This is a genomic window from Rhodovulum kholense, from assembly GCF_003053725.1.
In the GTDB taxonomy this organism is placed as follows: Bacteria; Pseudomonadota; Alphaproteobacteria; order Rhodobacterales; family Rhodobacteraceae; genus Rhodovulum; species Rhodovulum kholense.
Window position 1 is genome coordinate 43,972 of sequence record NZ_QAYC01000014.1, and the last position, 25,951, is coordinate 69,922.

Annotated in this window: 19 protein-coding genes and 2 tRNA genes; 9 read left to right on the plus strand and 12 right to left on the minus strand. The window is 69.0% G+C overall.

The features are described 5' to 3' along the window. Positions 1-46: 46 nt before the first annotated feature. Complete coding sequence (locus C8N38_RS16235) at positions 47-1,078, minus strand: sugar ABC transporter substrate-binding protein (RefSeq protein ID WP_108028203.1); 1,032 nt, start codon at positions 1,076-1,078, stop codon at positions 47-49. 166 nt (positions 1,079-1,244) lie between these two features. Between C8N38_RS16235 and C8N38_RS16240 the strand changes: the two genes are divergently transcribed. From C8N38_RS16240 to C8N38_RS16260, 5 genes are all read left to right on the plus strand, one after another. After that, entirely contained in the window at positions 1,245-2,450 is a 1,206-nt protein-coding gene (locus C8N38_RS16240) for an ROK family transcriptional regulator (RefSeq protein ID WP_342750311.1), read from the plus strand. Positions 2,451-2,515: 65 nt separating this feature from the next. Continuing rightward, complete coding sequence (locus tag C8N38_RS16245; RefSeq protein WP_108028204.1) at positions 2,516-3,160, plus strand: CerR family C-terminal domain-containing protein; 645 nt, start codon at positions 2,516-2,518, stop codon at positions 3,158-3,160. Beyond that, positions 3,157-4,122 carry an HlyD family secretion protein gene (locus tag C8N38_RS16250; protein ID WP_108028205.1) on the plus strand — a complete coding sequence of 322 codons (966 nt, stop codon included), beginning with the start codon at positions 3,157-3,159 and terminating at the stop codon, positions 4,120-4,122. The genes C8N38_RS16245 and C8N38_RS16250 overlap by 4 nt, the downstream gene beginning before the upstream one ends. Then, positions 4,119-5,063, plus strand: a complete 945-nt coding sequence (locus C8N38_RS16255; protein WP_108028206.1) for an ABC transporter ATP-binding protein — start codon at positions 4,119-4,121, stop codon at positions 5,061-5,063. The genes C8N38_RS16250 and C8N38_RS16255 overlap by 4 nt, the downstream gene beginning before the upstream one ends. Beyond that, complete coding sequence (locus C8N38_RS16260; protein ID WP_215731167.1) at positions 5,063-6,184, plus strand: ABC transporter permease; 1,122 nt, start codon at positions 5,063-5,065, stop codon at positions 6,182-6,184. Before C8N38_RS16255 ends, C8N38_RS16260 begins: the two co-directional genes overlap by 1 nt. A 5-nt stretch (positions 6,185-6,189) precedes the next feature. On the opposite strand, the gene C8N38_RS16265 is transcribed toward C8N38_RS16260, so the two are convergent. The 4 genes from C8N38_RS16265 to C8N38_RS16280 form a co-directional block, all read right to left on the minus strand. Continuing rightward, positions 6,190-7,548, minus strand: a complete 1,359-nt coding sequence (locus C8N38_RS16265) for a TRAP transporter large permease (RefSeq protein WP_108028208.1) — start codon at positions 7,546-7,548, stop codon at positions 6,190-6,192. Beyond that, positions 7,541-8,032, minus strand: coding sequence for a TRAP transporter small permease (locus tag C8N38_RS16270; RefSeq protein ID WP_108028209.1), 492 nt, complete (start codon positions 8,030-8,032; stop codon positions 7,541-7,543). Before C8N38_RS16270 ends, C8N38_RS16265 begins: the two co-directional genes overlap by 8 nt. Beyond that, a complete protein-coding gene (locus tag C8N38_RS16275; RefSeq protein WP_108028210.1) occupies positions 8,029-9,072 on the minus strand; it encodes a TRAP transporter substrate-binding protein in 1,044 nt (347 codons plus the stop codon). The genes C8N38_RS16270 and C8N38_RS16275 overlap by 4 nt, the downstream gene beginning before the upstream one ends. Positions 9,073-9,564: 492 nt before the next feature. Continuing rightward, complete coding sequence (locus C8N38_RS16280; protein WP_075785262.1) at positions 9,565-9,771, minus strand: cold-shock protein; 207 nt, start codon at positions 9,769-9,771, stop codon at positions 9,565-9,567. A 375-nt stretch (positions 9,772-10,146) separates the two neighbouring features. Here C8N38_RS16280 and C8N38_RS16285 point away from each other — a divergent pair, with 375 nt between their 5' ends. From C8N38_RS16285 to C8N38_RS16295, 3 genes are all read left to right on the plus strand, one after another. Next, positions 10,147-11,298, plus strand: a complete 1,152-nt coding sequence (locus tag C8N38_RS16285) for an efflux RND transporter periplasmic adaptor subunit (RefSeq protein ID WP_108028211.1) — start codon at positions 10,147-10,149, stop codon at positions 11,296-11,298. A gap of 12 nt (positions 11,299-11,310) precedes the next feature. Continuing rightward, complete coding sequence (locus C8N38_RS16290) at positions 11,311-14,415, plus strand: efflux RND transporter permease subunit (RefSeq protein ID WP_108028212.1); 3,105 nt, start codon at positions 11,311-11,313, stop codon at positions 14,413-14,415. A 365-nt stretch (positions 14,416-14,780) separates the two neighbouring features. Then, a complete protein-coding gene (locus tag C8N38_RS16295) occupies positions 14,781-15,470 on the plus strand; it encodes an NnrU family protein (RefSeq protein ID WP_108028213.1) in 690 nt (229 codons plus the stop codon). Between the two features lie 14 nt (positions 15,471-15,484). On the opposite strand, the gene C8N38_RS16300 is transcribed toward C8N38_RS16295, so the two are convergent. The 7 genes from C8N38_RS16300 to C8N38_RS16330 form a co-directional block, all read right to left on the minus strand. Then, positions 15,485-17,002 (minus strand): tripartite tricarboxylate transporter permease, encoded by a 1,518-nt coding sequence (locus tag C8N38_RS16300; protein WP_108028214.1) that lies wholly within the window; start codon positions 17,000-17,002, stop codon positions 15,485-15,487. 10 nt (positions 17,003-17,012) lie between these two features. Further along, positions 17,013-17,450: a tripartite tricarboxylate transporter TctB family protein gene (locus C8N38_RS16305; RefSeq protein WP_108028215.1), complete on the minus strand. Its 438-nt coding sequence runs from the start codon at positions 17,448-17,450 to the stop codon at positions 17,013-17,015. A gap of 114 nt (positions 17,451-17,564) precedes the next feature. Further along, positions 17,565-18,530 (minus strand): Bug family tripartite tricarboxylate transporter substrate binding protein, encoded by a 966-nt coding sequence (locus C8N38_RS16310; protein WP_108028216.1) that lies wholly within the window; start codon positions 18,528-18,530, stop codon positions 17,565-17,567. 142 nt (positions 18,531-18,672) lie between these two features. Further along, a tRNA-Gly gene (locus C8N38_RS16315) sits at positions 18,673-18,747 on the minus strand. A 169-nt stretch (positions 18,748-18,916) separates the two neighbouring features. Then, positions 18,917-18,991, minus strand: a tRNA-Gly gene (locus C8N38_RS16320). A 167-nt stretch (positions 18,992-19,158) separates the two neighbouring features. Continuing rightward, a complete protein-coding gene (locus C8N38_RS16325; protein ID WP_108028257.1) occupies positions 19,159-22,602 on the minus strand; it encodes a pyruvate carboxylase in 3,444 nt (1,147 codons plus the stop codon). A 201-nt stretch (positions 22,603-22,803) separates the two neighbouring features. Then, on the minus strand, positions 22,804-23,130 hold the full coding sequence (locus C8N38_RS16330) for a hypothetical protein (protein WP_108028217.1): 327 nt from the start codon (positions 23,128-23,130) through the stop codon (positions 22,804-22,806). Between the two features lie 139 nt (positions 23,131-23,269). On the opposite strand from C8N38_RS16330, the gene C8N38_RS16335 reads away from it, so the two are divergent. Then, on the plus strand, positions 23,270-25,834 hold the full coding sequence (locus C8N38_RS16335; RefSeq protein ID WP_108028218.1) for an ATP-dependent helicase: 2,565 nt from the start codon (positions 23,270-23,272) through the stop codon (positions 25,832-25,834). The last annotated feature ends 117 nt before the right edge of the window (positions 25,835-25,951 follow it).

Below are 25,951 nucleotides of genomic sequence, written 5' to 3' on the forward strand. Positions count from 1 at the left end.
CGGCAGGGCCGTTGGCGCCTCCCCGCGCGGACGGGGAGGGGGCCGGTCAGCCCCAGCAGAGGCCAAGCGCCTCTTCGGCCGAGATCGACTCGACGCCCTCGACGGGGGCGTCCGTGACCAGGGTGACGCCGGTGTCGAAGAAGCTCTTGCCCTCGGTCGCCTCGGGCCGGGTGCCATCCGCCGCGAAGGCGGCGATGGCCTCGATGCCCTTCGAGGCCATCAGCAGCGGGTATTGCTGCGAGGTGGCGCCGATCACGCCCGCCTTGACGTTCTCGACGCCGGGGCAGCCGCCATCGACCGAGACGATGGTGACGGCGCCGTCGCGGCCGACCGCTTTCAGCGCCTCATAGGCCCCGGCGGCGGCCGGTTCGTTGATGGTGTAGACGAGGCTCAGCGACGGATCGGTCGCCAGCAGGTTCTCCATCGCGCGGCGGCCGCCTTCCTGATTGCCCTGGGTGACATCGTGCCCGACGATCCGCGGGTCGCTTTCGTCGCCCCATTTCTTCGGATCGGCGATGTCGATGCCGAAGCCCTCAAGGAAGCCCTGGTCGCGCAGCACGCCCACCGTGGGCTGGCTGATGTCGAGGTCCAGAAGCGCGATGCGGGCGGTGTCCGCGTCGGTGCCAAGCCGGGCGCGCGCCCATTGGCCGATCAGCTCGCCCGCCTTGAAATTGTCGGTGGCGAAGGTCATGTCGGCCGCCTCGATCGGGTCGAGCGGCGTGTCGAGCGCGATCACCAGAATGCCCGCCTCGCGCGCCTGCCGCACCGCGGGCACGATGGCCGAGGTGTTCGACGCGGTCAGCAGGATGCCCTTGACGCCATTGGCGATGCAGGTCTCGATGGCCGCGACCTGAGTCTCGTTGTCGCCGTCGACCTTGCCGGCATAGCTGTCGAGGTCGATGCCCAGCTCGCGGGCCTTGACGGCCGCGCCCTCGCGCATCTTGACGAAGAACGGATTGGTGTCGGTCTTTGTGATCAGGCAGGCCCCGACGGGATCGGCGGCTGCCGCCCCGGAACCCAGAAGCGCAAGGGTAACAGCCCCCAGCGTCAGGCCCGGCCTTCTGGCGGGTCGTGGCATGGTCTCTCCTCCCAAAGCAGCGACTCGGCCGGTTTTCCGGTTCCGGGTCGGGCGAATTTGGGGGCAGTCGGAGGGCTTTTGTCAATAAATAAATCCAAATGAATTATTTATTGACAAAATGGCATACCATGGGCATTTTCGCGGCGATTTCGGGATGGAGACCCCTGTGAACAAGCTTGCGCTGCTGCAACGACCCATGGTCCGCGGAACCAATCAAAGCGGGATGCGGGCGCATAACGAGCGGCTGGTGCTGACCATCCTGCGCCGGACCGGGCCGTTGCCCAAGGCGCAGATCGCACGGATGACCGGGCTGTCGGCGCAGACCGTGTCGGTCATCATGCGGGCACTCGAGGCCGACGGGCTGCTGGTGCGCAACGCGCCGGTGCGCGGCAAGGTCGGCCAGCCCTCGGTGCCGATCGGGCTGGCGGCGGACGGGGCTTTCTTCTTCGGGCTCAAGGTGGGGCGGCGCAGCCTGCAACTGGTGCTGACCGATTTCCTGGGCGATGTGCTGGCCCGGGTCGGCACGCGCCATGCCTATCCGACCCCCGATTCGGTGCTGCGATTCGCGCTGGCCGGGATGGAGGAGATCATGGGGCAGGTGCCGCAGTCCCATGCGGACCGGATCTCGGGTCTTGGCATCGCGATTCCGTTCCGGATGTGGGACTGGATCAAGTCGATCGGGGCGCCGCGCGCAGATATGGATGCCTGGCGGGTGCGCGATTTGCGGAGCGAACTGGCCGAGCGGGTCGATTTTCCCGTCTATCTGCAGAACGATGCCTCGGCGGCCTGCGGCGCCGAGCTGGTGCTGGGCAGCGCCGAGGTGCCGCCCGATTTCGTGCATTTCTTCATCGGTTCCTTCATCGGCGGCGGCATCGTGCTCAATGGCAGCCTGTTCACCGGCAACACCGGCAATGCCGGGGCGCTGGGCTCGATGCCGGTGCTGTGCGACAGCCGCAAATGCACGCAGCTGATCGATGTCGCGTCGCTGGCGACGCTGGAACGGATGCTGGCCGAGAACAACGAGGATGCCGAGGCGCTCTGGACCTCGCCCGACGCCTGGGCGATCGACGAGATCATCCTGCAGGAATGGATCCTGCTGGCCGCGCAGGCCATCGCGGTGGCCATCGCCGCCACCGGATCGGTGCTCGACATCGGCGCGGCGCTGATCGACGGCTGGATGCCGGCCTCGGTCCGGGCCCGGCTGGTCGAGGAGGTGCGCGTGGCCTTCAGCCGGATCGACACGACGGGCATCCAGCCGCCGGTGATCATGGCGGGCACCGTCGGCCCCGATGCGCGCGCCCTGGGCGGGGCCTGTCTGGCCATGTCGGAACGCTTCCTCGTCGATCAGAACGCCTTGCTGGCGCCGCTCTGAGAGACTGCGCCGCCGGGGTCAATCAAGTGATTGAATTTGGTCAATCGTTTGATTAATGTCGGGCCATGTCCGACGATCCCGCCCCCCGCAGCACGCCCGAGACCCTGATCGAGGCCGCCCTCCATCTGTTCGGCCATCGCGGCTTTGCCCCCACCTCGACCCGCGAGATCGCGGCGCGGGCGGGTACCAATGTCGCCTCGATCGCCTATCATTTCGGCGGCAAGGCCGGGCTGCGCCGGGCCTGTGCCGAGGCCGTGGCCGAGAGGATCGGCAGCGCCATCGGCCCCCTTGACGGGGCCGGGGCATTGCCCGAGACGCCCGAGGGCGCGCAGGCGCTGCTGGATGCCGCGCTGCGCCGCTTTGTCGGCTTCATCGTCGCGGACCCGGCGGCTGCGGATGCGGTGGCCTTCATGCTGCGCGAGCTGACCGACCCGGGCGAGGCCGCCGACGTGATCTATGCCTCGGTGCTGGAACCCCGCCACCGCGCGCTTTGCACGCTCTGGGGCCGGGCGACCGGGCAACCGGCCGAGAGCGATGCGGTCAAGCTGGCCGTCTTCGCGGCCATCGGCCAGGCCGTCTATTTCCGCATCGCCCAGCCGGTGATCGCCCGGCGGCTCGACTGGGCTGCCGTCGGGCCGGACGAGGCCGAGGCCATCGCCAGGCTGCTGGCCGCGAACCTTTCCGCCATGATCGAAAGTCACCGCCGATGATCGGGTTTCTCTGCGCGCTTCCCGTCCTGTCCGCGCTGCTCCCGGCCTGTGTGCCGCCGCCGCTGGCGACCGGCTATGTCGAGGGCGAGTTCACCCTGGTCGCCCCGGTCGAGACCGCGCAGATCGTTTCCGTCGCCGTGGCGCGGGGCGACCGGGTCCCGGCGGGCGCGGTGCTGGCGCGGATGGAACGCCGCGATGCCGAGATCGCGCTGACCCAGGCCGCCGCCGCCGAGGCCCAGGCCGAAAGCCATCTGGCCGACCTGCGCCAGGGCAAGCGGCCCGAAGAGATCCGGGTTATCGAAGCGACGCTGGCCTCGGCCCGGGCCGAAGCCGCCGAGGCCGACCGTCAGCGTGAACGGATGACCCGGCTGGCCGCCCGGGGCGTTGCCAACGAGGCCGACCGCGACGATGCGATCACCGCGGCCGAAGTGGCCCATGCCCGCGTGGCGCAGGTCGAGGCCGATCTGGCGGTCGCGCGTCTGCCCGCCCGCCCGCAAGCCATCGCCGAGGCCGAGGCCGCGCTTCTGGGCGCCCGCGCCGCCCGCGACAGGGCCAGCTGGGCCCTGGACAAGCGGACGCTCAGCCTCGACGAGCCGGTCACCGTCTTCGACGTGATCCGCACCGCGGGCGAGATCGCCGGGCCTTCGGCGCCGGTGCTGTCGGTGCTGGGCGAGGGGGCGGTCAAGCTGCGGCTTTATATCCCCGAACCCGCGCTGTCGTCAGTGGCGGTGGGCGACCGGCTGGCGGTCGGCTGCGACGGCTGCGCGCCGGACCTGTCCGCCCGCATCACCTATATCGCCGAGGCCGCCGAGTTCACGCCGCCGGTGATCTACTCGCTCGAAAGCCGCCAGAAGCTGGTCTATCTGGTCGAGGCGCGGCCTGAGCAGGGGGCCGAGCCGGGGGTCGGGGGGCTGAAGCCCGGCCAGATCGTCGATGTGCGGCTGGCGGAGCCCGGCAGATGACCGACCCCTCCGCCGAACCTGTCCCCGAACCTGCGATCGCCGTCTCCGGTCTGACCAAGCGGTTCGGCGACCGGGTGGTGGTGGACCGGGTGACGCTGTCGGTCGCACGCGGCGAGATCGCGGGGTTTCTGGGGCCGAACGGGTCGGGCAAGACGACCACGATCCGGATGATGTGCGGGTTGCTGGAACCCGATGGCGGCGAGGGCCGCGTGCTGGGCCATGACATCCGGCGCGAGCGCCGCGCCATCAAGCGCCGGGTCGGCTACATGACCCAGCGGTTTTCCTTCTACGAGGACCTCACCATCGAGGAAAACCTGCGCTTTGTCGCCGGGCTATACGGCATGCGGCCGGTGGGCCGCGCGGTGCGCGACACGCTGGCCGATCTGGGGCTGACCTCGCGCCGGGGCCAGCTGGCCGGGGCGTTGTCGGGCGGCTGGAAGCAGCGGCTGGCGCTGGCGGCCTGCCTCATGCACAAGCCCGACCTCTTGCTTTTGGACGAGCCCACCGCCGGGGTCGACCCCAAGGCCCGGCGCGAATTCTGGGACGAGATCCATGCCCGCGCGGCCGAGGGCCTGACGGTGCTGGTCTCGACCCATTACATGGACGAGGCCGAGCGCTGTCACCGCATCGCCTATATCTCTTACGGCAGGCTGGTCGCGCATGGCACGGTGGCCGAGGTGGTGGCGGGGGCCGGGCTTTCGACGCTGGTGCTGACCGGCGGGCGGACCGCAGAGGCGGCGCGCGCGCTCGACGGCGCCGAGGGCGTCGAGCAGGTCGCCCATTTTGGCGCGACGCTGCATGTGGTGGGGCGCGACCCGGACCGGCTCCGCCGGGCGGTCGCGCCGGTGGCGGCCGAGACCGGCGCGCGGATCGACCCGGCCGAGACCAGCCTCGAGGACGTCTTCATCAAGCTCATGGGCGAGGCGAGGGACAACGCATGATCGGGCGGGTTTTGTCGCTGGGGCGGCTCATGGCGCTGCTGGCCAAGGAGACGATCCAGATGCGGCGCGACCGGCTGACCTTCGGCATGATGCTGGGGATCCCGCTGGTCCAGCTGATGCTGTTCGGCTTTGCCATCAACACCGACCCCAAGGAGCTGCCCGCAGCCCTCGTCGCGCCGACTCAGGACCGGTTCACCCGGGCGATGGTCTCGGCGCTGGAGCTGACCGGCTATTACCGCTTCGTCGCACCCGACGCGACCGCGGCCGAAGCCGAGCGGATGATCGCGCGGGGCGATGTGTCCTTCGTGGTGACGATCCCGTCCGATTTCGGGCGCCGGGTGATGCGGGGCGAAAGCCCCTCGATCCTGATCGACGCGGACGCGACCGACCCTTCGGTCGCCTCGGGCGCGATCTCGACGCTGGGCACGGTGGCGGCCCAGGCGCTGTCGCGCGAGACCGGCGCGGCGGCGCCCGCGCCCGGGCTCTCGGTCGTCGTCCATCGCCGCTACAACCCCGAGGGCGTCACGCAATACAACATCGTGCCGGCCCTTCTGGGGGTGATCCTGCAGCTGACCATGGTGATGATGACCGCGATGGCGCTGACCCGCGAGACCGAGCGCGGCACGATGGAGAACCTGCTGTCGATGCCCGCGACGCCTCTGGAGATCATGCTGGGCAAGATCGTGCCCTATCTGGGCGTGGGGGCGGTGCAGGTCGTGGTGGTGCTGGCGGCGTCAAGGCTGGTCTTCGGCGTGCCCTTCGTCGGCAGTCTGACCCTGATCCTCGCGGGGGTCTTCGTCTTCGTGATGGCGCTGGTGATCCTCGGCTATCTGATCTCGACGGTGGCGCGGACCCAGATGCAGGCGATGCAGATCACCTTCTTCTTCTTCCTGCCCTCGCTGATGCTGTCGGGCTTCATGTTTCCCTATCGCGGCATGCCGGGCTGGGCGCAGGCGCTGGGCGAGATCTTTCCGCTGACCCATTTCCTGCGGCTGATCCGGGCGGTGATGCTGAAGGGGGCGGGGCTTGCGACGGTCTCGGGGTCGTTCCTGGCGCTGGGGCTTTTCGTGCTGGTGTTGGCGCTGGCGGCGCTGACGCGATTCCGCAAGACGCTGGACTGAGCTGCTCAGTCGCCAAGGGCGTGCGGCAGCCACAGCACCAGCGCCGGGAAGGCCAGCAAGAGGCCCACGCGGAGAAGCTCGGCCAGAAAGAAGGGCAGCACGCCCCGGAAGGTCTCGGCCATCGGCACGTCGCGGGCGAGCGACGAGATCACGAAGACATTCATGCCGACGGGCGGGGTGATCAGCCCCAGTTCCACGACGATGAGGGCGAGGATGCCGAACCAGATCTTCAGATCCTCGGTGCCCATGCCGAAGCCTGCGCCCTCGGCCATCTGGTAAAGCCCGCCATTGACCTCGACCAACACCGGCCAGAAGAACGGGATGACCAGAAGGATCATCGACAGGCTGTCCATCAGGCAGCCCAGCACGATCAGCGCGGCCAGCAGCAGCACCAGCACCGCGAGCGGCGCAAGCCCCGCGCCCGCAATCCATTCGGCGCCCGCCTGCGGCAGGCCCGCGCGGGACATGAAGATCTTCATCAGCTCGGCACCCAGCAGGATCAGGTAGATCATGCCCGAGGTCGCGGCGGTTTCCAGCACCGAAGCGCGGAGCGCGCCAGGGCCGAGCCTCCCCCGGAGCGTGCCATAGACCCAGACCAGCGCAACGCCCACGGCCGCCCCGGGCGTGGGGTTGTAAAGCCCCAGATAGATGCCGCCCAGCACCAGCGCGAAGATGCCCAGCACCGGCAAAACGCCCAGGGTCGCGGCGCGGAACTCGGCCCGCCCGGCCGGGGCATGGGCGGGCCCGGCGCCGGGGAGGAGCGCGACATAGCCCGCGATGGTCAGAAGGAACAGCAGGACCGCCAGCGCGCCCGGCACGAGGGCTGCCATGAACATGGTGACGACATTGGCCTCGACCAGGACCGCATAGAGGATCAGTACCACCGAGGGCGGGATCAGGATGCCGAGCGTGCCGCCCGCGGCCAGCGTGCCGGTCGCCAGCGCGCCCGAATAATTCTGGCGGCGCAGCTCGGGCAGGGCGACCTTGCCCATGGTCGAGGCGGTGGCGAGCGACGAGCCGCAGACCGCGCCGAAGCCCGCGCAGGCGGCGATGGCGGCCATCGCGGTGCCGCCGCGCATCCAGCCAAGCCAGGCCGCCCCCGCCCGGAAGAGCGCCGCCGACAGGCCCGCCCGCCCGGCAAGCGCCCCCATCAGCACGAAAAGCGGCACGACCGTCAGGTCGTAGATCGAGAACTGGCCCCAGGCCAGCGTCTTGAGCTGGTTCAGAAGCAGCGCCGGGCCGTTCAGAGCGGCGATGCCCGCGCCGCCGATCAGGATCATCGCATAGGCGATGGGCATCCGCGCCGCGATCAGCAGGACCAGCGCGCCAAGCCCGATCAGGCCCAGCATCATCGGATCAGGCATTCCGCCTCCCGCGCGCCGCGGCGGCGTCCTCGGTCAGCGTCGCCACCGCAGCCAGCGCCAGCAGCGCCAGCGACGCCAGCACCGGCAGGAAACAGGGCCAGAGCGGGATCTGCAGGATCGCGGTGGTGTAGCCATAGGCCTGCTGATCGCCGAGCCCGAGGCTCATCCGCCAAAGCAGGACCCCGGCCACGGCAAGGGCGGCCAGCGATCCGGCAAGGCTCATCCGTGCGGCCCAGATCCGCGACGCGCCCATGGTGAAGACATCGGCGGTGACATTGGCGCGGGTCAGCTGGCACCAGGGCAGGAAGGCGAAGACCGCGATGGCAGTGCCGATCTCGGTCAGCTCGAAATCGCCCGGGATCGGGCGACCGAGCAGGCCGCCGAGGATCGAGACCACGTTCAGCGCGACGACACCCGCCAGCACCAGCCCGCCGAGAAGCGCCCAGATCTCGACCGCGGCGGCCAGCGCGCGCCGCAGCCTCATCGGCTGGAATGGGCCGCCACCGCGGCGCGGGCGCGGGCGACCAGACCCGCGCCGTCGATGCCGCGGCTGTCGGCATCCTCGATCCAGCGGTCGACAACGGGCTCGAGCGCGGTGCGGAAGGCCTCGGTTTCGGCGGGGCTCAGCACCTGATGGGCCTTGCCCGCAGCGGTGGTGATGGCGACGCCGGTCTCTTCGGTGCCGCGCCAGATCCGGCCCAGCTCGGCCAGCCATTCCGGCCCCGAGGCCTCGCGGAACGCGGTCTGGATCTCGGGCGGCAGGCTGTCCCAGCGCGCCTTGTTCATCGACAGCTGGAAGGTGGTGGTGCCGAAGCGGGTGTTGCGGTCGCCCTCGATCAGCCGGTCGGTCTGGTCCTGCAGCTTCAGCGCGGGCACGATCTCGAAGGGCACCAGCGCGCCGTCGACCACGCCCTTCTGCAACGCCTGCGGCAGGTCGGGCACCGGCATCGCCACCGGCACCGCGCCCAAAGCCTCGAGCACCCAGGCGCCGGTGCGTGACGGGATGCGCATCTTGCGGCCCGCCAGATCGGCGGGGGCATGCACCTCGGGGCCACGCAGCGCGATGCCGTTTCCGGCATGGACATGCAGGAACATCACCTCAAGGCCCTTGTAGTCGTCCTTGAGGTCGGTCTCGAACAGATCGGCCAGCGCCAGATTGGCCGCACCCGGATCGTTCACATAGACGTTCGGCAGTTCCATCACCTCGGTCCGGGGGAACAGCCCCGGGGTGTAGCCGTTCACGACCCAGATCAGGTCCACGACCCCGTCGCGGGCCTGGGTGACCAGTTCGGGCGGGCGTCCGCCCAGCGTCATCGAGGGATAGATCTCGATCCTGACCCGGCCGCCCGAGCGGGCCTCGACCGCGCGCGCCCAAGGGTCCAGCGTCTCGGTCTGGGTGGGCGAGGTGGCGGGCAGGAAATGGTGCAGCTTGAAAGTGTAGTCCTGCGCCAGCGCGGCCCCGGCGGTCCAGATCGCGGCGGCGGCCGAGGCCAGCAGCCCGGCAAGGCGTCGTCCCGGTTCCATCCCTGTCTCCCCCGTCTGCGGCCGCATGCGGCCGGTCGCCTCGGCCTACACCGGGACGGGAATCCGGTCAACGTCGCGGGGCGGCAGGCGCCGCGCGGCATTGACTGTGCGTTGACGCGTCGGGAGCAGGATCGCCTTGTCCGCAGTCGGGATCGGGGCGGCGCAGGGCGGATCTGACAGGATCGTGAGCCGCTGTGACCGTGCCCGTGAAACGGGATCGCGCCGGGCCGCGTTGAGGGTCTGTCGCGAACGCAAGAACCGAAGAAGGGAGACGAAAATGACCCGCAAACGCGAACGCCGCACCCCGAAACCCCGGGACGAACGGGAAACGCCGCCGACCTGGCGCTTTACCGACTGGGCCATGATCTGACCGGGAAACTGTTCTGATCGGAAGGATACCGGATCGCACCGCCCGGCAAGGGGCGGCGGATCGACGGCAATCGGGCCGGGCTGCGCGAAAGGCGCGTCCGGCCCGTCGTGTGTCTGCGGTCTTTAGAGAGCGACCAGCTTGACAGCCGATTCACGGCCGTCGCGGCCGGCTTCGATCTCGAACGAGACCTTCTGGCCGTCTTGCAGGCCGGTCAGGCCCGAGCGTTCCACGGCAGAGATGTGCACGAACACGTCCTTCTTGCCGCCGTCCGGGGCGATGAAGCCGAAGCCTTTGGTGCTGTTGAACCATTTCACGGTGCCGGTAGCCATCCCGTGTGTCTCCTCATGTGGTGCCGCTCGCGGAAGTGCAGCGGCTCGGCTCGTCAGGGATCGATCGAGGTACTGACGGCCGCTTGAGCGAAGACAGTGGTCGATAGAGGTAACGTCGCGACGTGCCATATGGGGCTTTTCGCGAGTCGCTGCAAGAAAATTCCGTGACAGCGGCCGGTCTTTGCGGTCGCGGGACGCGCTGCCGCAGGGGGCATCCGGTCGCACGGCTGTCGCGCGACGGTTGCAGGGCAGATGACGTGTCGCGGCGAAAGCGGACCCGGCAAGGCGTTGGAGCGTCTGTTAATCCCGCAATCGCTCCCTATCTTGCGCAGGAGCGATTAGGATCGTCTCAGGACCGCTTCCACGGGAAGGTGCATGGTACGGCAAATCGGGTTCTCCGTCCTGCTCCTGGCAGGGACGCTCGCGCTCTGGATCGCCTTCGTGCCCGGAGCGCGGCCGGTGCTTGACCGTCTGGGCGTGTCCGCGCTGATCGGGCTCGACCCGGCCGCGCCTGCCGGGGGTGCGGGATCGGGTGCCCGGCCGGGCGGCCCCGCCGCTGTCACCGTGTCCGAGGTCGGCGAGGGCCGCATCCAGGACCGGGTGGCGGCCATCGGCGACGGCCGGGCGTTGCGCGCGGTGACGGTGCGGTCCAAGGTCGCGGGCGAGGTGGTCGAGATCGGCATCCGCGACGGCGAACGGGTGGCGGCGGGCGCTCTGATCGTGCGGCTCGACGACGAGGCCGAGCGGATCGCGCTCGACCGTGCGCGGCTGGTTCTGGAAGACGCCCGCGACGAGGCCGACCGGGTGACCCGGCTGGAAACCACGGGGGCCGTGACCGAGGTGCGGCGGCGCGAGGCCGATCTGGCGCTTCGCACCGCCGAGCTGGAACTGCGCCAGGCCGAATTCGATCTGTCCGAACGCACCGTGCGCGCGCCCTTCGCGGGCTGGGCGGGGGTTCTCGACATCGCGGTGGGCGACCGGGTGTCCAGCCAGGACGCGCTGGCCACCATCGCCGACCGCAGCCGCATCCTGATCGACTTTCACGTCCCCGAACGGGTGGTGGGCCAGATCAGGGAGGGGCTGCCGCTGACCGCGCGGCCGCTGGGCATGCCCGACCTGACCCTGAAGGGCCGGGTTCATGCCATCGACAATGCCGTCGACGCGGCCAGCCGGACCTTGCGGGTGCAGGGCGAACTGGACAATTCCGACGATCTTCTGCGCGGGGGCATGTCCTTCGAGGTGACGCTGAATTTCGAGGGCGAACCGCTGCCGATGGTCGATCCGCTGGCGGTGCAATGGTCCAGCGCGGGCGCCTATGTCTGGGCGGTGCGCGACGGGCGCGCAGCGCGGGTGCCGGTCGCGATCCGCCAGCGCAATGCCGACAGCGTGCTGGTCGAGGCCGATCTGGCGGTGGGCGATCAGGTGGTGGCCGAGGGGCTGCAGACGCTGCGCGAGGGCGCCGAACTGCGCATCGTCGGGCCGCAGGCGGGGCTTGGCCTGCCGCGCCCGCCGGGCGACGCGGGCTAGGGAGGCGGGGCCATGCTGCAAGAGGCGATGCGCGAGGCCGAATCGGGTGGCACCTCGCTCTTCGTGCGCCGTCCGATTCTGGCGCTGGTGGTCAGCTCGCTGATCGTTCTGGCGGGGCTCGCCGCGCTTTTCGGGGTCGAGATCCGCGAGTTGCCCAATGTCGACCGCCCGGTCGTCACCGTCACCACCGAGTTCACCGGCGCAGCCCCCGAGACCATCGATCAGGAGATCACCAGCCGGATCGAGGGCGCGGTCGGCCGGGTCTCGGGCATTCGCTCGATCGAGTCGAATTCGCGCTTCGGACGCAGCCGGGTGACGCTGGAATTCGCCGAGAACGTCGATATCGACGTGGCCGCGAGCGACACCCGCGATGCCGTCGCGCGCATCCAGCGCGACCTGCCCGACGAGGCCGACGACCCCCGCGTGGTCAAGGCCGATGCCGATGCCCAGCCGGTGATGCGGGTCGCGGTGACCTCGTCCCGGCGCTCGGCCGAGGCGCTGACGGAAATCGTCGAGGACCGGATCGAGGACCGGCTGGTCTCGTTGCCGGGCGTGGCCGATGTGCAGGTCTATGGCGACCGGGCGCCGATCTTCCGGGTCGATGTTGATCAGGCGCGGCTGGCCAGCCGCGGGCTGACGCTGGCCGATCTGGCCGAGGCGCTGTCCGATGCGGGCTTCAACGCCGCCGCGGGCGATCTGGAGGGCGGGCGGCAGAGTCTCAGCGTGCGCACCACCGCCATGGTCGTGTCGGCCGAGGCCTTCGAGGATCTGCGCATCGCCCCCAATGTCTTCCTGCGGGACGTGGCGCGGGTCGATCTGGGCCCCGAGCCCAACACCTCGGTCCTGCGCGCCAATGGCCGGACCGGGATCGGCATGGGGGTGATCCGGCAGGCGGGCAGCAACACGCTCGACATCTCGCGCGAGGTGCGCCGCACCGTGGCCGAACTGGACCGCAGCCTGCCCGACGACATCTCGATCTTCGTCACCTCGGACGACGCGGTCTTCATCAAGGGCGCCATCGCCGAGGTGCTGAACACGCTGGGGCTGGCGGTCGCCATCGTGGTTCTGGTGATCTTCCTGTTCCTGCGCGACATCCGTGCGACGCTGATCCCGGCCTTGACCATGCCGGTTTCGCTGATCGGCACGCTGGCCGCGATCTATCTGGTGGGCTTCTCGGTCAATATCCTGACGCTGCTGGCGCTGGTGCTGGCGACCGGCATGGTGGTCGACGACGCCATCGTGGTGCTGGAAAACATCGTCCGCCGCCGGGCCGAGGGGATGGGGCCGCGTGCCGCCGCCGTGCTGGGCACCAAGCAGGTCTTCTTTGCCGTCGTCACCACCACGGCGACGCTGGCTGCGGTCTTCGTGCCGCTGTCGTTCCTGCCGGGGCAGGCGGGCGGCTTGTTCCGCGAATTCGGCTTCACGCTGGCAATGGCGGTGGCGATTTCCTCTGTGGTGGCGCTGACGCTGTGTCCGGTGCTGGCCAGCCGGATGCTGGCCCGCGCGCCCGGGACCGAGCGGGGCCTTGGCGCGCGGATCGGCGCCGGGCTGGCCGGGCTGTACCGCCGCACCCTCGGCGGGGCGCTGGCCATGCCCGTCGTGGTGGTGCTGGCGGCCGGGCTGTTCGCCGCGACGGCCCTGCTGGTGGCGGGCGGCGTGCGGCAGGAGCTGACGCCGAAGGAGGACCGGTCGGTCGCGCTTTTGCGCATCCAGGCGCCGCAGGGCGTGTCGCTGGACTATACCCAGTCCAAGATGGCCGAGATCGAGGACGCCATCGCGCCGCTGCGCGAATCGGGCGAGATCGTCAACATCTTTTCCATCGCGGGCTCGGGCGGGTCGGACAGCCGCGGGTTCATGGTCTTCACGCTTGCCCCCTGGGAGGCGCGCGCGCGCAGCCAGGACGAGATCGTGACCGATATCAACGCCCGGCTGCGCGCCGTGATCGGGGTGCGCGCCTTTGCGATCCAGCCCAATTCGCTGGGCATTCGCGGCGCTGGCAGCGGCATCAGCGTGGCGCTGACCGGCGAAAGCTACGACCGGCTGGCCGAGACCGCCCAGGCGCTGGTCGAGCGGATGCAGGATGACGGCGCCTTCGGCGAGGTCCGGCTCGATTTCGAGCGCACCCAGCCCGAGCTGTTCGTAGAGGTCGACCGCACTCGCGCGGCCGATCTGGGCATCGACATCTCGGGGCTGGGCGAAGCGCTTCGGGCCTTCCTGAACGGGCGCAGCGTCGTGTCGGTCTTCGTCGGCGACCAGAATTACGACGTGCAGCTTGTGTCCTCGGCCGAGCCGGTCGACGACCCGGGCGATCTGGAGAACATCTTCGTCAAAAGCGCGGGCGGGCGGATGGTCCCGATGTCGACCTTCGTGCGGCTCGAGGAACGGCCCGTCGCGCCCGATCTCGACCGGCTGGATCAAAGCCGCGCGGTCTCGATCTCGGCCGATCTGGGGCCGGGCCAGTCGCTGGGCGGCGCCTTCGAGCGGATCGTCCAGCTGTCGGACGGGCTGCTGACCGACGACAACCGGATCCTGCCCAAGGGCGCCGCGGCCACCATGGGCGAGACCAATTCCGGGCTTCTGATCATCTTCGGCTTTGCCATCGCCGTGGTGTTTCTGGTGCTGGCCGCGCAGTTCGAAAGCTTCATCTCGGCCATCGTGGTGATGGCGACGGTGCCGCTGGGGCTGGCCTGCGCCATCTTCGCGCTGCTGCTGACGGGCCAAAGCCTTAATGTCTACAGCCAGATCGGGCTGGTGATGCTGGTGGGCATCATGGCCAAGAACGGAATCCTGATCGTCGAATTCGCGAACCAGCTGCGCGACGGCGGCGCGACGGTGCGCGAGGCCATCTACGACGCGGCGACGATCCGGCTGCGCCCGGTGATGATGACCATGGTCTCGACCGTGCTGGGCGGCCTGCCGCTGATCCTGTCCTCGGGGGCGGGCGCCGAGGCGCGCGAGGCGCTGGGCTGGGTCATCGTCGGCGGGCTGGGGCTGGCCACGCTCTCGACGCTGTATCTGACGCCGGTCGCCTATCTGCTGCTGGCGCGGTTCTCGCCGCCCCGGGCCGAGGAAAAGCAGCGTCTCGCGCGCGAGCTCGAGGAGGCTCTGGCGGGCTGAGCGGGGGCGCCTCGCGACATGTTCTGGGAGGTCGGGGAAATACGGCCCGGGCGGGGACGTGCGCCCGGGCCGCGACGGCGGGGGGAGGCCATTCAAAAGGCCGGTGAGGGGGCCGGCCCGAGGTGCATCCGTGAACGTGACCCTGTCCGCTATCGTCCCTGTCAAACGCCTTGGCGCGCCATCGGTTCCCGGCCCCGTGCAAAATTCGGGTAGGGCGGGGCGCGGGGGTTTTCTTCCGTCGCGGCGGCTGAGATGCTGGGCGTCGCCCGAAATGCCGCGAAAGGGACCGGAATGATCGGCCGACCCCGTGCAAGATCCGCCTGTGCCCGCCCACCGGGGCGGGTGGGCGTTGTCGAGGGGCTCTGATGGGCGGTTGGGCGGAATTCGCGGCGGCCTTCGCGCTGTTTCTTCTGTCCCATGCGGTGCCCGCGCGACCCGGGGTCAAGGCGCGGCTGACCGGGGCACTCGGGCAAAAGGGCTATCTGGCGGCCTATGTGACGGTCTCGCTGGCGCTCCTGGCCTGGCTGATCGGCGCGGCGGGGCGCGCGCCTTTCGTCGCGCTCTGGCCGCCCGCGCCCTGGCAGCTCTGGCTGCCCAATCTGGTGATGCCGGTCGTCTGCCTGCTGGTCGCGGGCGCGCTGGGCGCACCGAACCCGCTGAGCTTTGGCGGTGCGGGCGATGCGCGCTTCGATCCGGACCGGCCGGGCATCGTCGGGCTGACCCGGCATCCGCTGCCCGTGGCACTGGCGCTCTGGGCGCTGGCCCATGCCGCGGCCAACCCCGATCTCGCGCATCTGCTGCTGTTCGGCGGCTTCGCGGGCTTTGCGCTGGCGGGAACGGTCGTTATCGACCGGCGGAACCGGCGCCGGATGGGGCCGGACTGGGACCGCCTTGCCGCGCGCACCGCGACCCTGCCGCTGGCGGCGCTCGTCTCGGGGCGCTGGCGCCCGTCGGGGCCGCCGCCGCTCGGGCGGCTGGGGCTGGGCCTTTTGCTGTGGGCGGGGCTTCTGGCGGCCCATCGCCCGGTGATCGGGGTGTCGCCGCTGCCCTTCTAGCCAAAGCGCCCCCGTCAGTCCTCGACGGCGTCGGCCGCGGCGCGCGCGCTGCGCCGACCGGCCCAGGCGGGCAGGATCACGACGAGAACCGCCAGGCCGTACAGCGCGATGCTTTTCCAGTCCTCGATCAGGATCCCCCAGTCGCCCGCCGAGATCGACAGCGCCCGGCGCAGGTTGTTCTCGAAGAGGCTGCCCAGCACGAAGCCCAGGATCACCGGTGCCAGGCTGAAATCGAGCTTGCGCAGCACCCAGCCGAAGATCCCCAGCAGGATGATGAGGTACAGGTCGAACGGGTTGCCGACGATGGAATAGACGCCCACGAAGGCCAGCATCGCGATCAGCGGCGTCAGGTAGTGCTGCGGCAGGGTCAGCATCCGCGCGAACAGCCCGACCAGCGGCAGGTTGATGATCAGAAGCGCCACATTGCCCAGATACATCGAGGCGATCAGGCCCCAGGCGATCTCGGGGCGCTGGGTGAACATCAGCGGTCCGGGCTGGACGTTGAACATCAGAAGCGCCCCCAGCAGGATCGCCGTGGTGCCCGAGCCGGGGATGCCCAGCGTCAGCATCGGCACCAGCGCGCCGCCTGCGGCCGCGTTGTTGGCCGCCTCGGGCGCGGCCAGCCCGCGCAGGTCGCCGGTGCCGAAGCTGTCGCCCGACTTGCCCGCCAGCCGCTTTTCGGTGCCGTAGGCCACGGCCGAGGCGACCGAGGCGCCGGTGCCGGGCAGGATGCCGATGAAGAACCCGATGACCGAGCAGCGCAGGATCGTCCAGCGGGTGCGCAGCAGATCGGCGCGGCGCAGGAAGGACCGGTCGACCGGCAGCGTCCTCAGCCGGCCCGAGACCTGCTGTTCGACCAGATGCAGAAGCTCGGCCATGCCGAAGAGCCCGATCACCACCACCAGAAAGTCGATGCCCGCCAGCAGGTCGGGGATGCCGAAGGTGTAGCGCGGCACGCCCGTGTTGGCGTCGATCCCCATGGTGGCCAGCATCAGGCCGATCACCGCGCCAAGCAGCGTCTTGATCCCGTTCCGCCCGACCAGCGAGGCCAGCGAGGCGAAGGCAAAGACCATCAGCGCGACATAATCGGCGGGTGAGAAGGTGACCGCGAATTTCGCCAGCAGCGGCCCGAACAGCGACAACCCGATCACCGCCAGCGTGCCGCCGACGAAGGAGGCGACGGCCGACAGCGACAGCGCCCGCCCGGCCTCGCCCTTCAGCGCCATCGGGTGGCCGTCGAGCGTGGTCATCACCGCGCCCGCATCGCCCGGCACGTTCAGCAGGATCGACGAGATCCGCCCGCCATATTCGGCGCCGTAATAGATGCCCGCCAGCAGGATCAGCGCGCTTTCGGGCGGCAGTCCCAGCCCGTAGGCGATGGGCAGCAGGATCGCCACGCCGTTGATCGGCCCGATCCCGGGCAGCGCGCCGATCAGCGTGCCGGAAAAGCAGCCGAACAGCACCAGAAGGATGTTGAGCGGGGTCAGCGCGACGGCAAAGCCGGTGGCAAGGCCGCTCAGGACGGTTTCCATCGAGGGTCTCCTATAGCCGGGGCAGGGGGCCTTCGGGCAGGTTGAGGTCCAAAAGCCCGGCGCAGAGCAGATAGCCCAGCACTCCGGTTGCAAGCCCGAAGGCGCCCGCCCGAACCAGCGTCGCGCCCAGCAGGCGGGCGGCGACCGTGCCGAACAGGAGCGTCGCCAGCACAAAGCCGAGCGGCTCGTAAAGACCGGCATAGCCGATCAGAAGCGCCACGATCGCCGCAAGCCTCAGCCAGGTGCCGCCCCGGGTGTCGAACCGCTCGACATCGGGTTTCCAGAGGATGCCCGCGAGGCAGATCGCGGCCAGGACCGACAGGATCCGGGGCCAGCTTTCGGGGCCGAGCGGGTCGTATTGAAAGGGCGCCCGGATGACGGCGAAGGCGAGCCAGCCATAGCCCAGAGTGACGGCCAGCAGAAGCCCGGCAAAGATGCGGTCGACCATTCGGGGTCCTCCAGGAACGGGCAGGGATCGGGGCAGGGATCGGGGCCGGCGCAGGCCGCACCCGGCGCGTGGGTCCGGACGCGGGGCGCCGGACCCGGGGTGGGGCTTTCGGGATTACTGGATCAGCCCTGCGTCGCGGGCGATGTCGCGCAGCTCGCCGATCAGCTGCTTGACCTGGGCATCCATCTCGGGGCCCGACAGTTCCAGCGGCATCAGCCCCTTGCTTTCGCGGGCCTGCCGGTAGGCCTCGGTCTTGTAGGCGGCAGCGAAGGCGTCGGCCCAGGCCTGATAATCGGCGTCGGGCACGTTCTTGCCCATGTAGAAGCCGCGCATGATGGTCCATTCGGTGTCATAGCCCAGCTCTTTCGCCGTCGGATAGGCGTCGAAGGGCGGCTCCAGCCGCTCGGGCGCCAGCACCGCGAGGATGCGCATGCTGCCATCGCCGATATGCGCCGCCATCTCGCCCACATCGCCGGTATAGACCTGGATCGCGCCGCCCAGCAGCCCGGCAATGGCGTCGCCGCCGCCGTCATAGGCAACATAGCGCATCTGGCGCGGATCGGCGCCGACCGATTTCAGCAACAGCGCGCCCTTCATCCAGTCCTGCGACCCGACCGAGCCGCCGGCACCGACCACGACGCTGCCGGGATCGGCCTTGAATGCGTCCATCAGCGCGCCGAGGTCGGCATAGGGGCTGTCGGCCCGCACGATCACCGCCCCGTAATCGGCGCCCGCGGTGGCCAGAAAGCGCACGTCGTTCTCGGTGAAGGTGCCGAACTTGCCGGTGGCGATGTTCAGAAGCGAGCCCGACGAGAACGCCACGATGGCGTTGGAATCGTCGGTGCGGGTGGTGTTGAACTGGTTGAAGGCCACAGCGCCGATGCCGCCCGGCATGAAGGTGACCTCGATCGGCCTGTCGAACGCGCCGTCGAGCCCCTGCTGGGCGATCCGGCAGGTCAGGTCGAACCCGCCGCCGGGCTGGGCCGGGGCCACACATTCGGGGGCGTCGATCTCGGCTAGGGCGGGCAGGGCCGCTGCCAGCGCAACACATGCCGCTGCCGCGGCGCTTTTCAGGCTCATGGTCGTCCTCCCATCGGGACGGGCGCGGCCGAACCGGCTGCCCGCGTCTTGCGATGGGTCATTCTTCGTCGGAGGAAGGGGTTGCGTCAAGCCGCCGCAGTTTCGGCGCTGAAACACCCCTGCGTTCCGGCCGGAAGACCCCTGGAGCGGGCGATGAGATTCGAACTCACGACCCTTACCTTGGCAAGGTAATGCTCTACCCCTGAGCTACGCCCGCATCCGTTGGGTGAGGGGGGATTTATAAACTCCGGCCGGGCCCTGCAAGGGGAAAATCGCGGGATCGCACGGGCGCGGTCCGGCGCGCGGCGCAACGCCCGGGAGAAGCGCGCCAAAAGCCGCGAGAGCACCGGTCTGGTACCGCGACTGTCGATCCTGTCGAGAGAAACTGGAGCGGGCGATGAGATTCGAACTCACGACCCTTACCTTGGCAAGGTAATGCTCTACCCCTGAGCTACGCCCGCATCCATTGGGTGAGGGGGGATTTATAAACTCCGGCCGGAGCCTGCAAGGGGAAAATACGGCCCGGTGCGAAAAAACGCGGGAGATGCCGGGCGCAAGACCCGGTGCTCTCGTCGGGCCTGCCGCCCGGGCCGCCCGACGGGGGGGGGGCGGCCCGGGCGGGCAGCGATCACTCGAACTCGACCAGCAGGTCCTTGGCGTCGATCTGCTGGCCCGGGGAGACATGGACGGCCTTGATCTTGCCGTCGCGCTCGGCATGGAGCCCGGTTTCCATCTTCATCGCCTCGATGGTCAGGAGCAGGTCGCCCTCCTTGACCTCCTGCCCGGCCGCGACCGCGACCGTGGCCACCGCCCCCGGCATCGGCGCGCCGACATGGGCGGGGTTGCCGATCTCGACCTTCGGGCGGCGGGCGACGCTGGCCTTGGCCTTGCGGTTCGGCACCCGGATCACCCGGGGCTGGCCGTTCAGTTCGAAGAACACCCGCGCCTCGCCGTCCTCGGCGGTCTCGCCCACCGCCTGCAGCCGGATTTCCAGCGTCTTGCCGGGGTCGATCTCGGCCTCGATCTCCTCGCCCGGCTCCATCCCGTAGAAGAAGGTGCGGGTGGGCAGGGTGCGGACCGGCCCGTATTGCAGGTGCCGCGTGGCGTAATCGGTGAAGACCTTGGGATACATGAGATATCCGTTCAGGTCCTCGTTATCGAGGGTCAGATCCTCGAACTGGCCTTCGACCTCGGCGCGGATCTTGTCGATATCGGCCGGGGGCACATGCTTGCCGGGCCGGTCGGTGAAGGGCTTTTCGCCTTTCAGGATCTTCTTCTGGATCGCCTCGGGGAAGCCGCCCGGAGGCTGGCCCAGATTGCCGCGCATCATGTCGATGACGGAATCGGGGAAGGCCACGTCGCGGTCGGGGTCCTCGACATCGGCGCGGGTCAGGCCCTGGCTGACCATCATCAGCGCCATGTCGCCCACCACCTTGGAGGACGGCGTCACCTTCACGATGTCGCCGAACATCTGGTTCACGTCGGCATAGGTCTCGGCTACCTCGTGCCAGCGTTCTTCCAGCCCCAGACTGCGCGCCTGGGCCTTGAGGTTGGTGAACTGCCCGCCGGGCATCTCGTGCAGGTAGACCTCGGAGGCGGGCGCCGAGAGGCCCGATTCGAAGGCCGCGTATTCCTGGCGCACGGCCTCCCAATAGTCCGAGATCTCGCGCACCGCGGCCATGTCGATGCCGGTGTCTCGGGGCGTGTTGCGCAGCGCCTCGACGATCGAGCCGAGACAAGGCTGCGAGGTGCCGCCCGAGAAGGCGTCCATGGCGGCGTCGACCGCATCGACACCCGCCTCGGCGGCGGCCAGGATGGTGGCCGCGGCGATGCCCGAGGTGTCATGGGTGTGGAAATGGATCGGCAGCCCGACCTCGTCTTTCAGCGCCCTGACCAGAACCGTGGCCGAGGCGGGTTTCAGCAGCCCCGCCATGTCCTTCAGCCCCAGGATATGGGCGCCGGCCGCCTTCAGCTCTTTGCCCATGGCGACGTAATAGTTCAGGTCGTACTTGGCCCGCGCCGGGTCGAGGATGTCGCCGGTATAGCAGATCGTGCCCTCGCAGACCTTGCCGGTTTCCAGCACCGCATCCATCGCGACGCGCATGTTCTCGACCCAGTTCAGGCTGTCGAAGACGCGGAAGACGTCGACGCCGGTCTCGGCCGCCTGCTTGACGAAGCCCTGCACCACATTGTCGGGATAGATGGTGTAGCCGACGCCATTGGCGCCCCGCAGCAGCATCTGGGTCATCAGGTTCGGCATCGCCGCGCGCAGGTCGCGCAGCCGCTGCCAGGGGCATTCCTGCAGAAAACGATAGGCCACGTCGAAGGTCGCGCCGCCCCAGCATTCGACGCTGAAAAGCTGCGGCAGGTTATGGGCATAGGCGGGCGCCACGCGGATCATGTCGATCGAGCGCATCCGCGTCGCCAGCAGCGACTGGTGGCCGTCGCGCATCGTGGTGTCGGTCACCAGAAGCTGTTTCTGCGAGGCCATCCAGTCGGCCAGCGCCTCGGGGCCGAACTGGTCGAGGATCTGGCGCGTGCCCGGGGCATAGCTTTCGCGCCGGGGGACCGGCGGACGCAGGGCGCGGGCCTCGGCGGGCGGTTTGGCGCGGCCCGCCGTCTCGGGATGCCCGTTGACGGTGATGTCGGCGATATAGGTCAGGATGCGCGTCGCCCGGTCGCGCCGCTTCTCGAAGCTGAACAGCTCGGGCGTCTCGTCGATGAAGCGGGTCGAGTATTCGTTGTTCAGGAAGGTCGGGTGCTTCAGCAGGTTCTCGACGAAGGCGATATTGGTCGAGACGCCCCGGATGCGGAATTCGCGCAGCGCCCGGTCCATCCGGGCGATGGCGGCCTCGGGGGTCGGCGCCCAGGCGGTGACCTTCTCCAGCAGCGAATCGTAATAGCGGGTGATGACCGCGCCCGAATAGGCGGTGCCGCCATCCAGCCGGATGCCCATGCCGGTCGCGCCGCGATAGGCGGTGATGCGGCCGTAATCGGGGATGAAGTTGTTCAGCGGGTCCTCGGTCGTGATCCGGCATTGCAGGGCATGGCCGGTCAGCTCGACGTCATACTGGCTGGCGACGCCGGTCGCCTCGATCAGGCTTTTCCCTTCGGCGATCAGGATCTGGGCGCGGACGATGTCGATGCCGGTCACCTCTTCGGTGACGGTATGTTCGACCTGGACGCGCGGATTGACCTCGATGAAGTAGAAATTGCCCGTCTCCATGTCCATCAGGAACTCGACGGTGCCGGCGCATTCGTAATTCACCGCCTCGGCGATCTTCTTGCCGAGATTGCAGATGGTTTCGCGCTGGGCGTGGGACAGGTAGGGGGCGGGGGCGCGTTCGACGACCTTCTGGTTGCGGCGCTGGACCGAACAGTCGCGTTCCCACAGGTGATAGATGGTGCCGTGCTGGTCGCCGAGGATCTGCACCTCGACATGGCGGGCGCGGGTGATCATCTTTTCCAGATAGCCCTCACCGTTGCCGAAGGCGGCCTCGGCCTCGCGGCGGCCCTCGCGGACCTTTTCGGCCAGCTCCTCGGGGCCCCTGATCGGGCGCATGCCGCGCCCGCCGCCGCCCCAGGAGGCTTTCAGCATCAGCGGATAGCCGATCTCGTCGGCCTGGCGGCGGATCTCGTCCATGTCATCGCCCAGGACCTCGGTCGCGGGGATCACCGGCACGCCTGCCTTGATCGCCACCTTGCGGGCGCTGGCCTTGTCGCCAAGCGCGCGCATGGTCTCGGCCTTGGGACCGATGAAGGCGATGCCCTCGGCGGCGCAAGCCTCGACGAAAGCAGGGTTTTCCGACAGAAGCCCATAGCCCGGATGGATCGCGTCGGCGCCCGACATCTTGGCGACGCGAATGATTTCCTCGATCGACAGATAGGCCTGGACCGGCCCCAGCCCCTCGCCGATCTTGTAGGCCTCGTCGGCCTTGAACCGGTGCAGCCCCAGCTTGTCTTCCTCGGCATAGACGGCGACGGTGCGCTTGCCCAGCTCGTTGGCGGCGCGCATCACGCGAATGGCAATCTCGCCCCGGTTGGCGACGAGGATCTTCTGGAAATCGGTCAAGGGCGGGGCCTCCATCGGGTCGGTTCGGGCTGCGACAGCGGCGCGCAGCCGATTGTTAACGGTATAAAGCTGCGTTGCAGCGAAGCAAGGGGAGAGCGGGGGCGGGGCCGAGACCGGGCATGCCTGCCTTGCGACGGGTGCCGGTCTGTACCGATGGCCGCGAGGCACCCGCCCGTGCCGCTGTTCCGCGACGCGGCCCTGTCAGGACGACGAGATCGGTGTGACGGTGACGACCCGGCCCTCGCGCGTGGTCTGACAGCGCCAGGTGCCGTCGCGCCCGGCCATCTTCATGTCGATCCAGAACCCGGCCGCGGTCGGGCCGGTGCCGATCTGGAAGATCCCCGCCTCGGGCTGATGGAATCGGGCCGCCATTTCGGCGGTGCAGGCCGGGGCCGAGGCCGCAGGCGCGTGCGGCAGCATTTCGGGGGTGATGACCTTCGGAACGCCGGTTTCGGGCCGCTCGGGCGTGCCGCAGGCGGCCAGCGCCGCCAGCCCCAGACCCGACAGAAGGATGCGATATCGACTCATTCGCGCTTTCACCCTCGTTTGTTCCGACTATTCGCCTTATGCGCGAAATTGCAACTGCGATGGCAAAAAACGCCTCAAAACGGGAACGGAACGGGAACGGTTCTTTAACTCGTCTCCGGGCCGCGCTAGATTGGGCGCCATGTGTCCCATCGACGACTTTGACGCCTTCGAGGCCGCCGCCCAGGTCCCCCTGTCCGTCCGTGCCATGGCGGCGCGGCCGGCGCCCTATCTGGACGGGTTGAACCCCGCCCAGCGCCAGGCGGTCGAGACGCTGGACGGCCCCGTGCTGATGCTGGCGGGGGCGGGCACCGGCAAGACCCGGGCGCTGACCGCGCGGATCGCGCATCTGCTGGTCACCGGCAAGGCCCGGCCGAACGAGGTCCTGGCGGTGACCTTCACCAACAAGGCCGCGCGCGAGATGAAGGAGCGGGTCGGGCGGCTGATGGGCGAGACGGTCGAGGGCATGCCCTGGCTTGGCACCTTCCACGCGATCTGTGTCCGGCTGCTGCGCCGCCATGCCGAGCTGGTGGGGCTCAAGTCGAATTTCACCATCCTCGACACCGACGACCAGATCCGGCTGCTGAAGCAGCTGATTGCGGCCGCCAACATGGATGAAAAGCGCTGGCCCGCGCGGCAGCTGGCCGGGCTGCTGGACCACTGGAAGAACCGCGCCTGGACGCCCGATACGGTGCCCGCCTCCGAGGCCTCGGGCTTCGACGGCCGGGGCGTGAAGCTGTACGCCGCCTATCAGGAGCGGCTGAAGACCCTGAACGCGGCCGATTTCGGTGATCTGCTGCTGCATGTGGTGACGATCCTTCAGGCCCATCCCGACCTTCTGGACCAGTACCGGCGCTGGTTCCGCTATATCCTGGTCGACGAGTATCAGGATACCAACGTGGCCCAGTATCTGTGGCTGCGGCTGCTGGCGGGCGGGCACAAGAACATCTGCTGCGTCGGCGACGACGACCAGTCGATCTATGGCTGGCGCGGCGCCGAGGTCGGCAACATCCTGCGGTTCGAAAAGGATTTCCCCGGCGCCGCGGTGATCCGGCTGGAACAGAATTACCGGTCGACCGCGCATATCCTCGCCGCCGCCTCGGGGCTGATCGCGGCCAACAAGGGGCGTCTGGGCAAGACGCTCTGGACCGAGGCCGAGGGCGGCGAGAAGGTCCGCCTGATCGGTCATTGGGACGGCGAGGAAGAGGCCCGCTGGATCGGCGAAGAGGCCGAGGCGCTGCAGGGCGGCAGCCGCGGGATGCGGCCCTTCTCGCTGGACGACATGGCGATTCTGGTGCGCGCGAGCCACCAGATGCGGGCTTTCGAGGATCGCTTCCTGACCATCGGCCTGCCGTACCGCGTGATCGGCGGCCCGCGCTTTTACGAGCGGATGGAGATCCGCGATGCGATGGCCTATTTCCGCCTCGCCGTCAGCCCCGATGACGACCTGGCCTTCGAGCGGATCGTGAACACCCCCAAGCGGGGCCTCGGCGACAAGGCGCAGCAGAAGATCCAGTCCGTGGCCCGGACCGAGGGCGTGCCGCTGGTCGAGGCCGCGCGGCTGCTGCTTGAGGCCGGTGGGCTGGGCGGCAAGGGCGGGGCCGAGCTGCGCAACCTCATCTCGCGACTGGAAGATTGGCACTTTCTGGTTGTCAATAAATGCTCTGAAGGTGCTTTGAAGGCGGTGAGCGATAAGATCCAGGATCTTGCCAGTCTCGACTTACATGATCTTCCGGATGAAGAGAGGGAAGTCGCTGAACTAGGACGGGAGTCGCGGATTGCGCTCTTGAAACGAAGAATGGAGATTCTGCAGGGAAACCATGCGCGTCTGGCCGAAGATATTCTTGATGGGTCGGGGTACACGCTTTCGTATTGCAAGCCTCAAACTGATGAACAGTGCGAGCGTGGCGAGCCGCTTGTCCCAAAGGACGCCGAAGCGGCCGGTCGGCTGGAAAACCTCAAGGAGCTGGTCAAGGCGCTGGAGGAATTCGACAACCTGCAGGGCTTCCTCGAGCATGTCGCGCTGATCATGGACAATGACAGCGAGGCGACCGGGGCCAAGATCTCGGTGATGACGCTGCATGCCGCCAAGGGGCTGGAATTTCCGGTGGTGTTCCTGCCGGGCTGGGAGGACGGGCTGTTTCCCAGCCAGCGCGCGATGGACGAGACCGGGATGAAGGGGCTCGAGGAGGAACGGCGCCTCGCCTATGTCGGGCTGACCCGCGCCGAGGAGCTGTGCACGATTTCCTTCGCCGCCAATCGCCGGGTCTACGGGCAATGGCAGTCGCAGCTGCCGTCGCGCTTTATCGACGAACTGCCCGCGTCCCATGTCGACGTGCTGACGCCGCCCGGGCTTTACGGCGGCGGCTATGGCGCGGCGGCGCCGTCCCATGGCGGGGGCTCGGGGATCGAAGAGCGGGCCTCGCGCGCGGATGTCTACAAGTCGCCGGGCTGGCAGCGGCTGCAGGCGCGCAGCGCCGCCCGGCCGGTGGCGCAGCCGAGCCAGGCCCGCCACATGGTGATCGACGCCGAGGCGGTCCCGGCCTTCGAGACCGGCACGCGGGTGTTCCACCAGAAGTTCGGCTATGGCGTCGTGACCGGAATTGAGGGCGACAAGCTCGACATCGCCTTCGAGAAGGCGGGCCCCAAGAAGGTCGTGGCCCGATTCGTGGTCGCCGCGGCCAGCGCCGACGACGTGCCCTTCTAGGCGCCCTTCCGGCGCGGACCCGCGGGCGGATCGGGCGTGTCGCCGCGTCGGATGGCGGAAGGCCCGCTGTCCCCTTGCGCAGTTAACCCTTCTTTCGCTGGCGCCGGGCAAAACTCG

Excerpts from the sequence above, each read along its gene's own strand:
- C8N38_RS16310 (WP_108028216.1), bottom strand. The coding sequence starts at position 18,530 with ATGAGCCTGAAAAGCGCCGCGGCAGCGGCATGTGTTGCGCTGGCAGCG.
- C8N38_RS16300 (WP_108028214.1), bottom strand. The coding sequence starts at position 17,002 with ATGGAAACCGTCCTGAGCGGCCTTGCCACCGGCTTTGCCGTCGCGCTG.
- C8N38_RS16295 (WP_108028213.1), top strand. The coding sequence starts at position 14,781 with ATGGGCGGTTGGGCGGAATTCGCGGCGGCCTTCGCGCTGTTTCTTCTG.
- C8N38_RS16265 (WP_108028208.1), bottom strand. The coding sequence starts at position 7,548 with ATGCCTGATCCGATGATGCTGGGCCTGATCGGGCTTGGCGCGCTGGTC.
- C8N38_RS16285 (WP_108028211.1), top strand. The coding sequence starts at position 10,147 with ATGGTACGGCAAATCGGGTTCTCCGTCCTGCTCCTGGCAGGGACGCTC.
- C8N38_RS16235 (WP_108028203.1), bottom strand. The coding sequence starts at position 1,078 with ATGCCACGACCCGCCAGAAGGCCGGGCCTGACGCTGGGGGCTGTTACC.
- C8N38_RS16250 (WP_108028205.1), top strand. The coding sequence starts at position 3,157 with ATGATCGGGTTTCTCTGCGCGCTTCCCGTCCTGTCCGCGCTGCTCCCG.
- C8N38_RS16335 (WP_108028218.1), top strand. The coding sequence starts at position 23,270 with ATGTGTCCCATCGACGACTTTGACGCCTTCGAGGCCGCCGCCCAGGTC.
- C8N38_RS16305 (WP_108028215.1), bottom strand. The coding sequence starts at position 17,450 with ATGGTCGACCGCATCTTTGCCGGGCTTCTGCTGGCCGTCACTCTGGGC.
- C8N38_RS16245 (WP_108028204.1), top strand. The coding sequence starts at position 2,516 with ATGTCCGACGATCCCGCCCCCCGCAGCACGCCCGAGACCCTGATCGAG.
- C8N38_RS16275 (WP_108028210.1), bottom strand. The coding sequence starts at position 9,072 with ATGGAACCGGGACGACGCCTTGCCGGGCTGCTGGCCTCGGCCGCCGCC.
- C8N38_RS16290 (WP_108028212.1), top strand. The coding sequence starts at position 11,311 with ATGCTGCAAGAGGCGATGCGCGAGGCCGAATCGGGTGGCACCTCGCTC.
- C8N38_RS16270 (WP_108028209.1), bottom strand. The coding sequence starts at position 8,032 with ATGAGGCTGCGGCGCGCGCTGGCCGCCGCGGTCGAGATCTGGGCGCTT.
- C8N38_RS16330 (WP_108028217.1), bottom strand. The coding sequence starts at position 23,130 with ATGAGTCGATATCGCATCCTTCTGTCGGGTCTGGGGCTGGCGGCGCTG.
- C8N38_RS16255 (WP_108028206.1), top strand. The coding sequence starts at position 4,119 with ATGACCGACCCCTCCGCCGAACCTGTCCCCGAACCTGCGATCGCCGTC.
- C8N38_RS16280 (WP_075785262.1), bottom strand. The coding sequence starts at position 9,771 with ATGGCTACCGGCACCGTGAAATGGTTCAACAGCACCAAAGGCTTCGGC.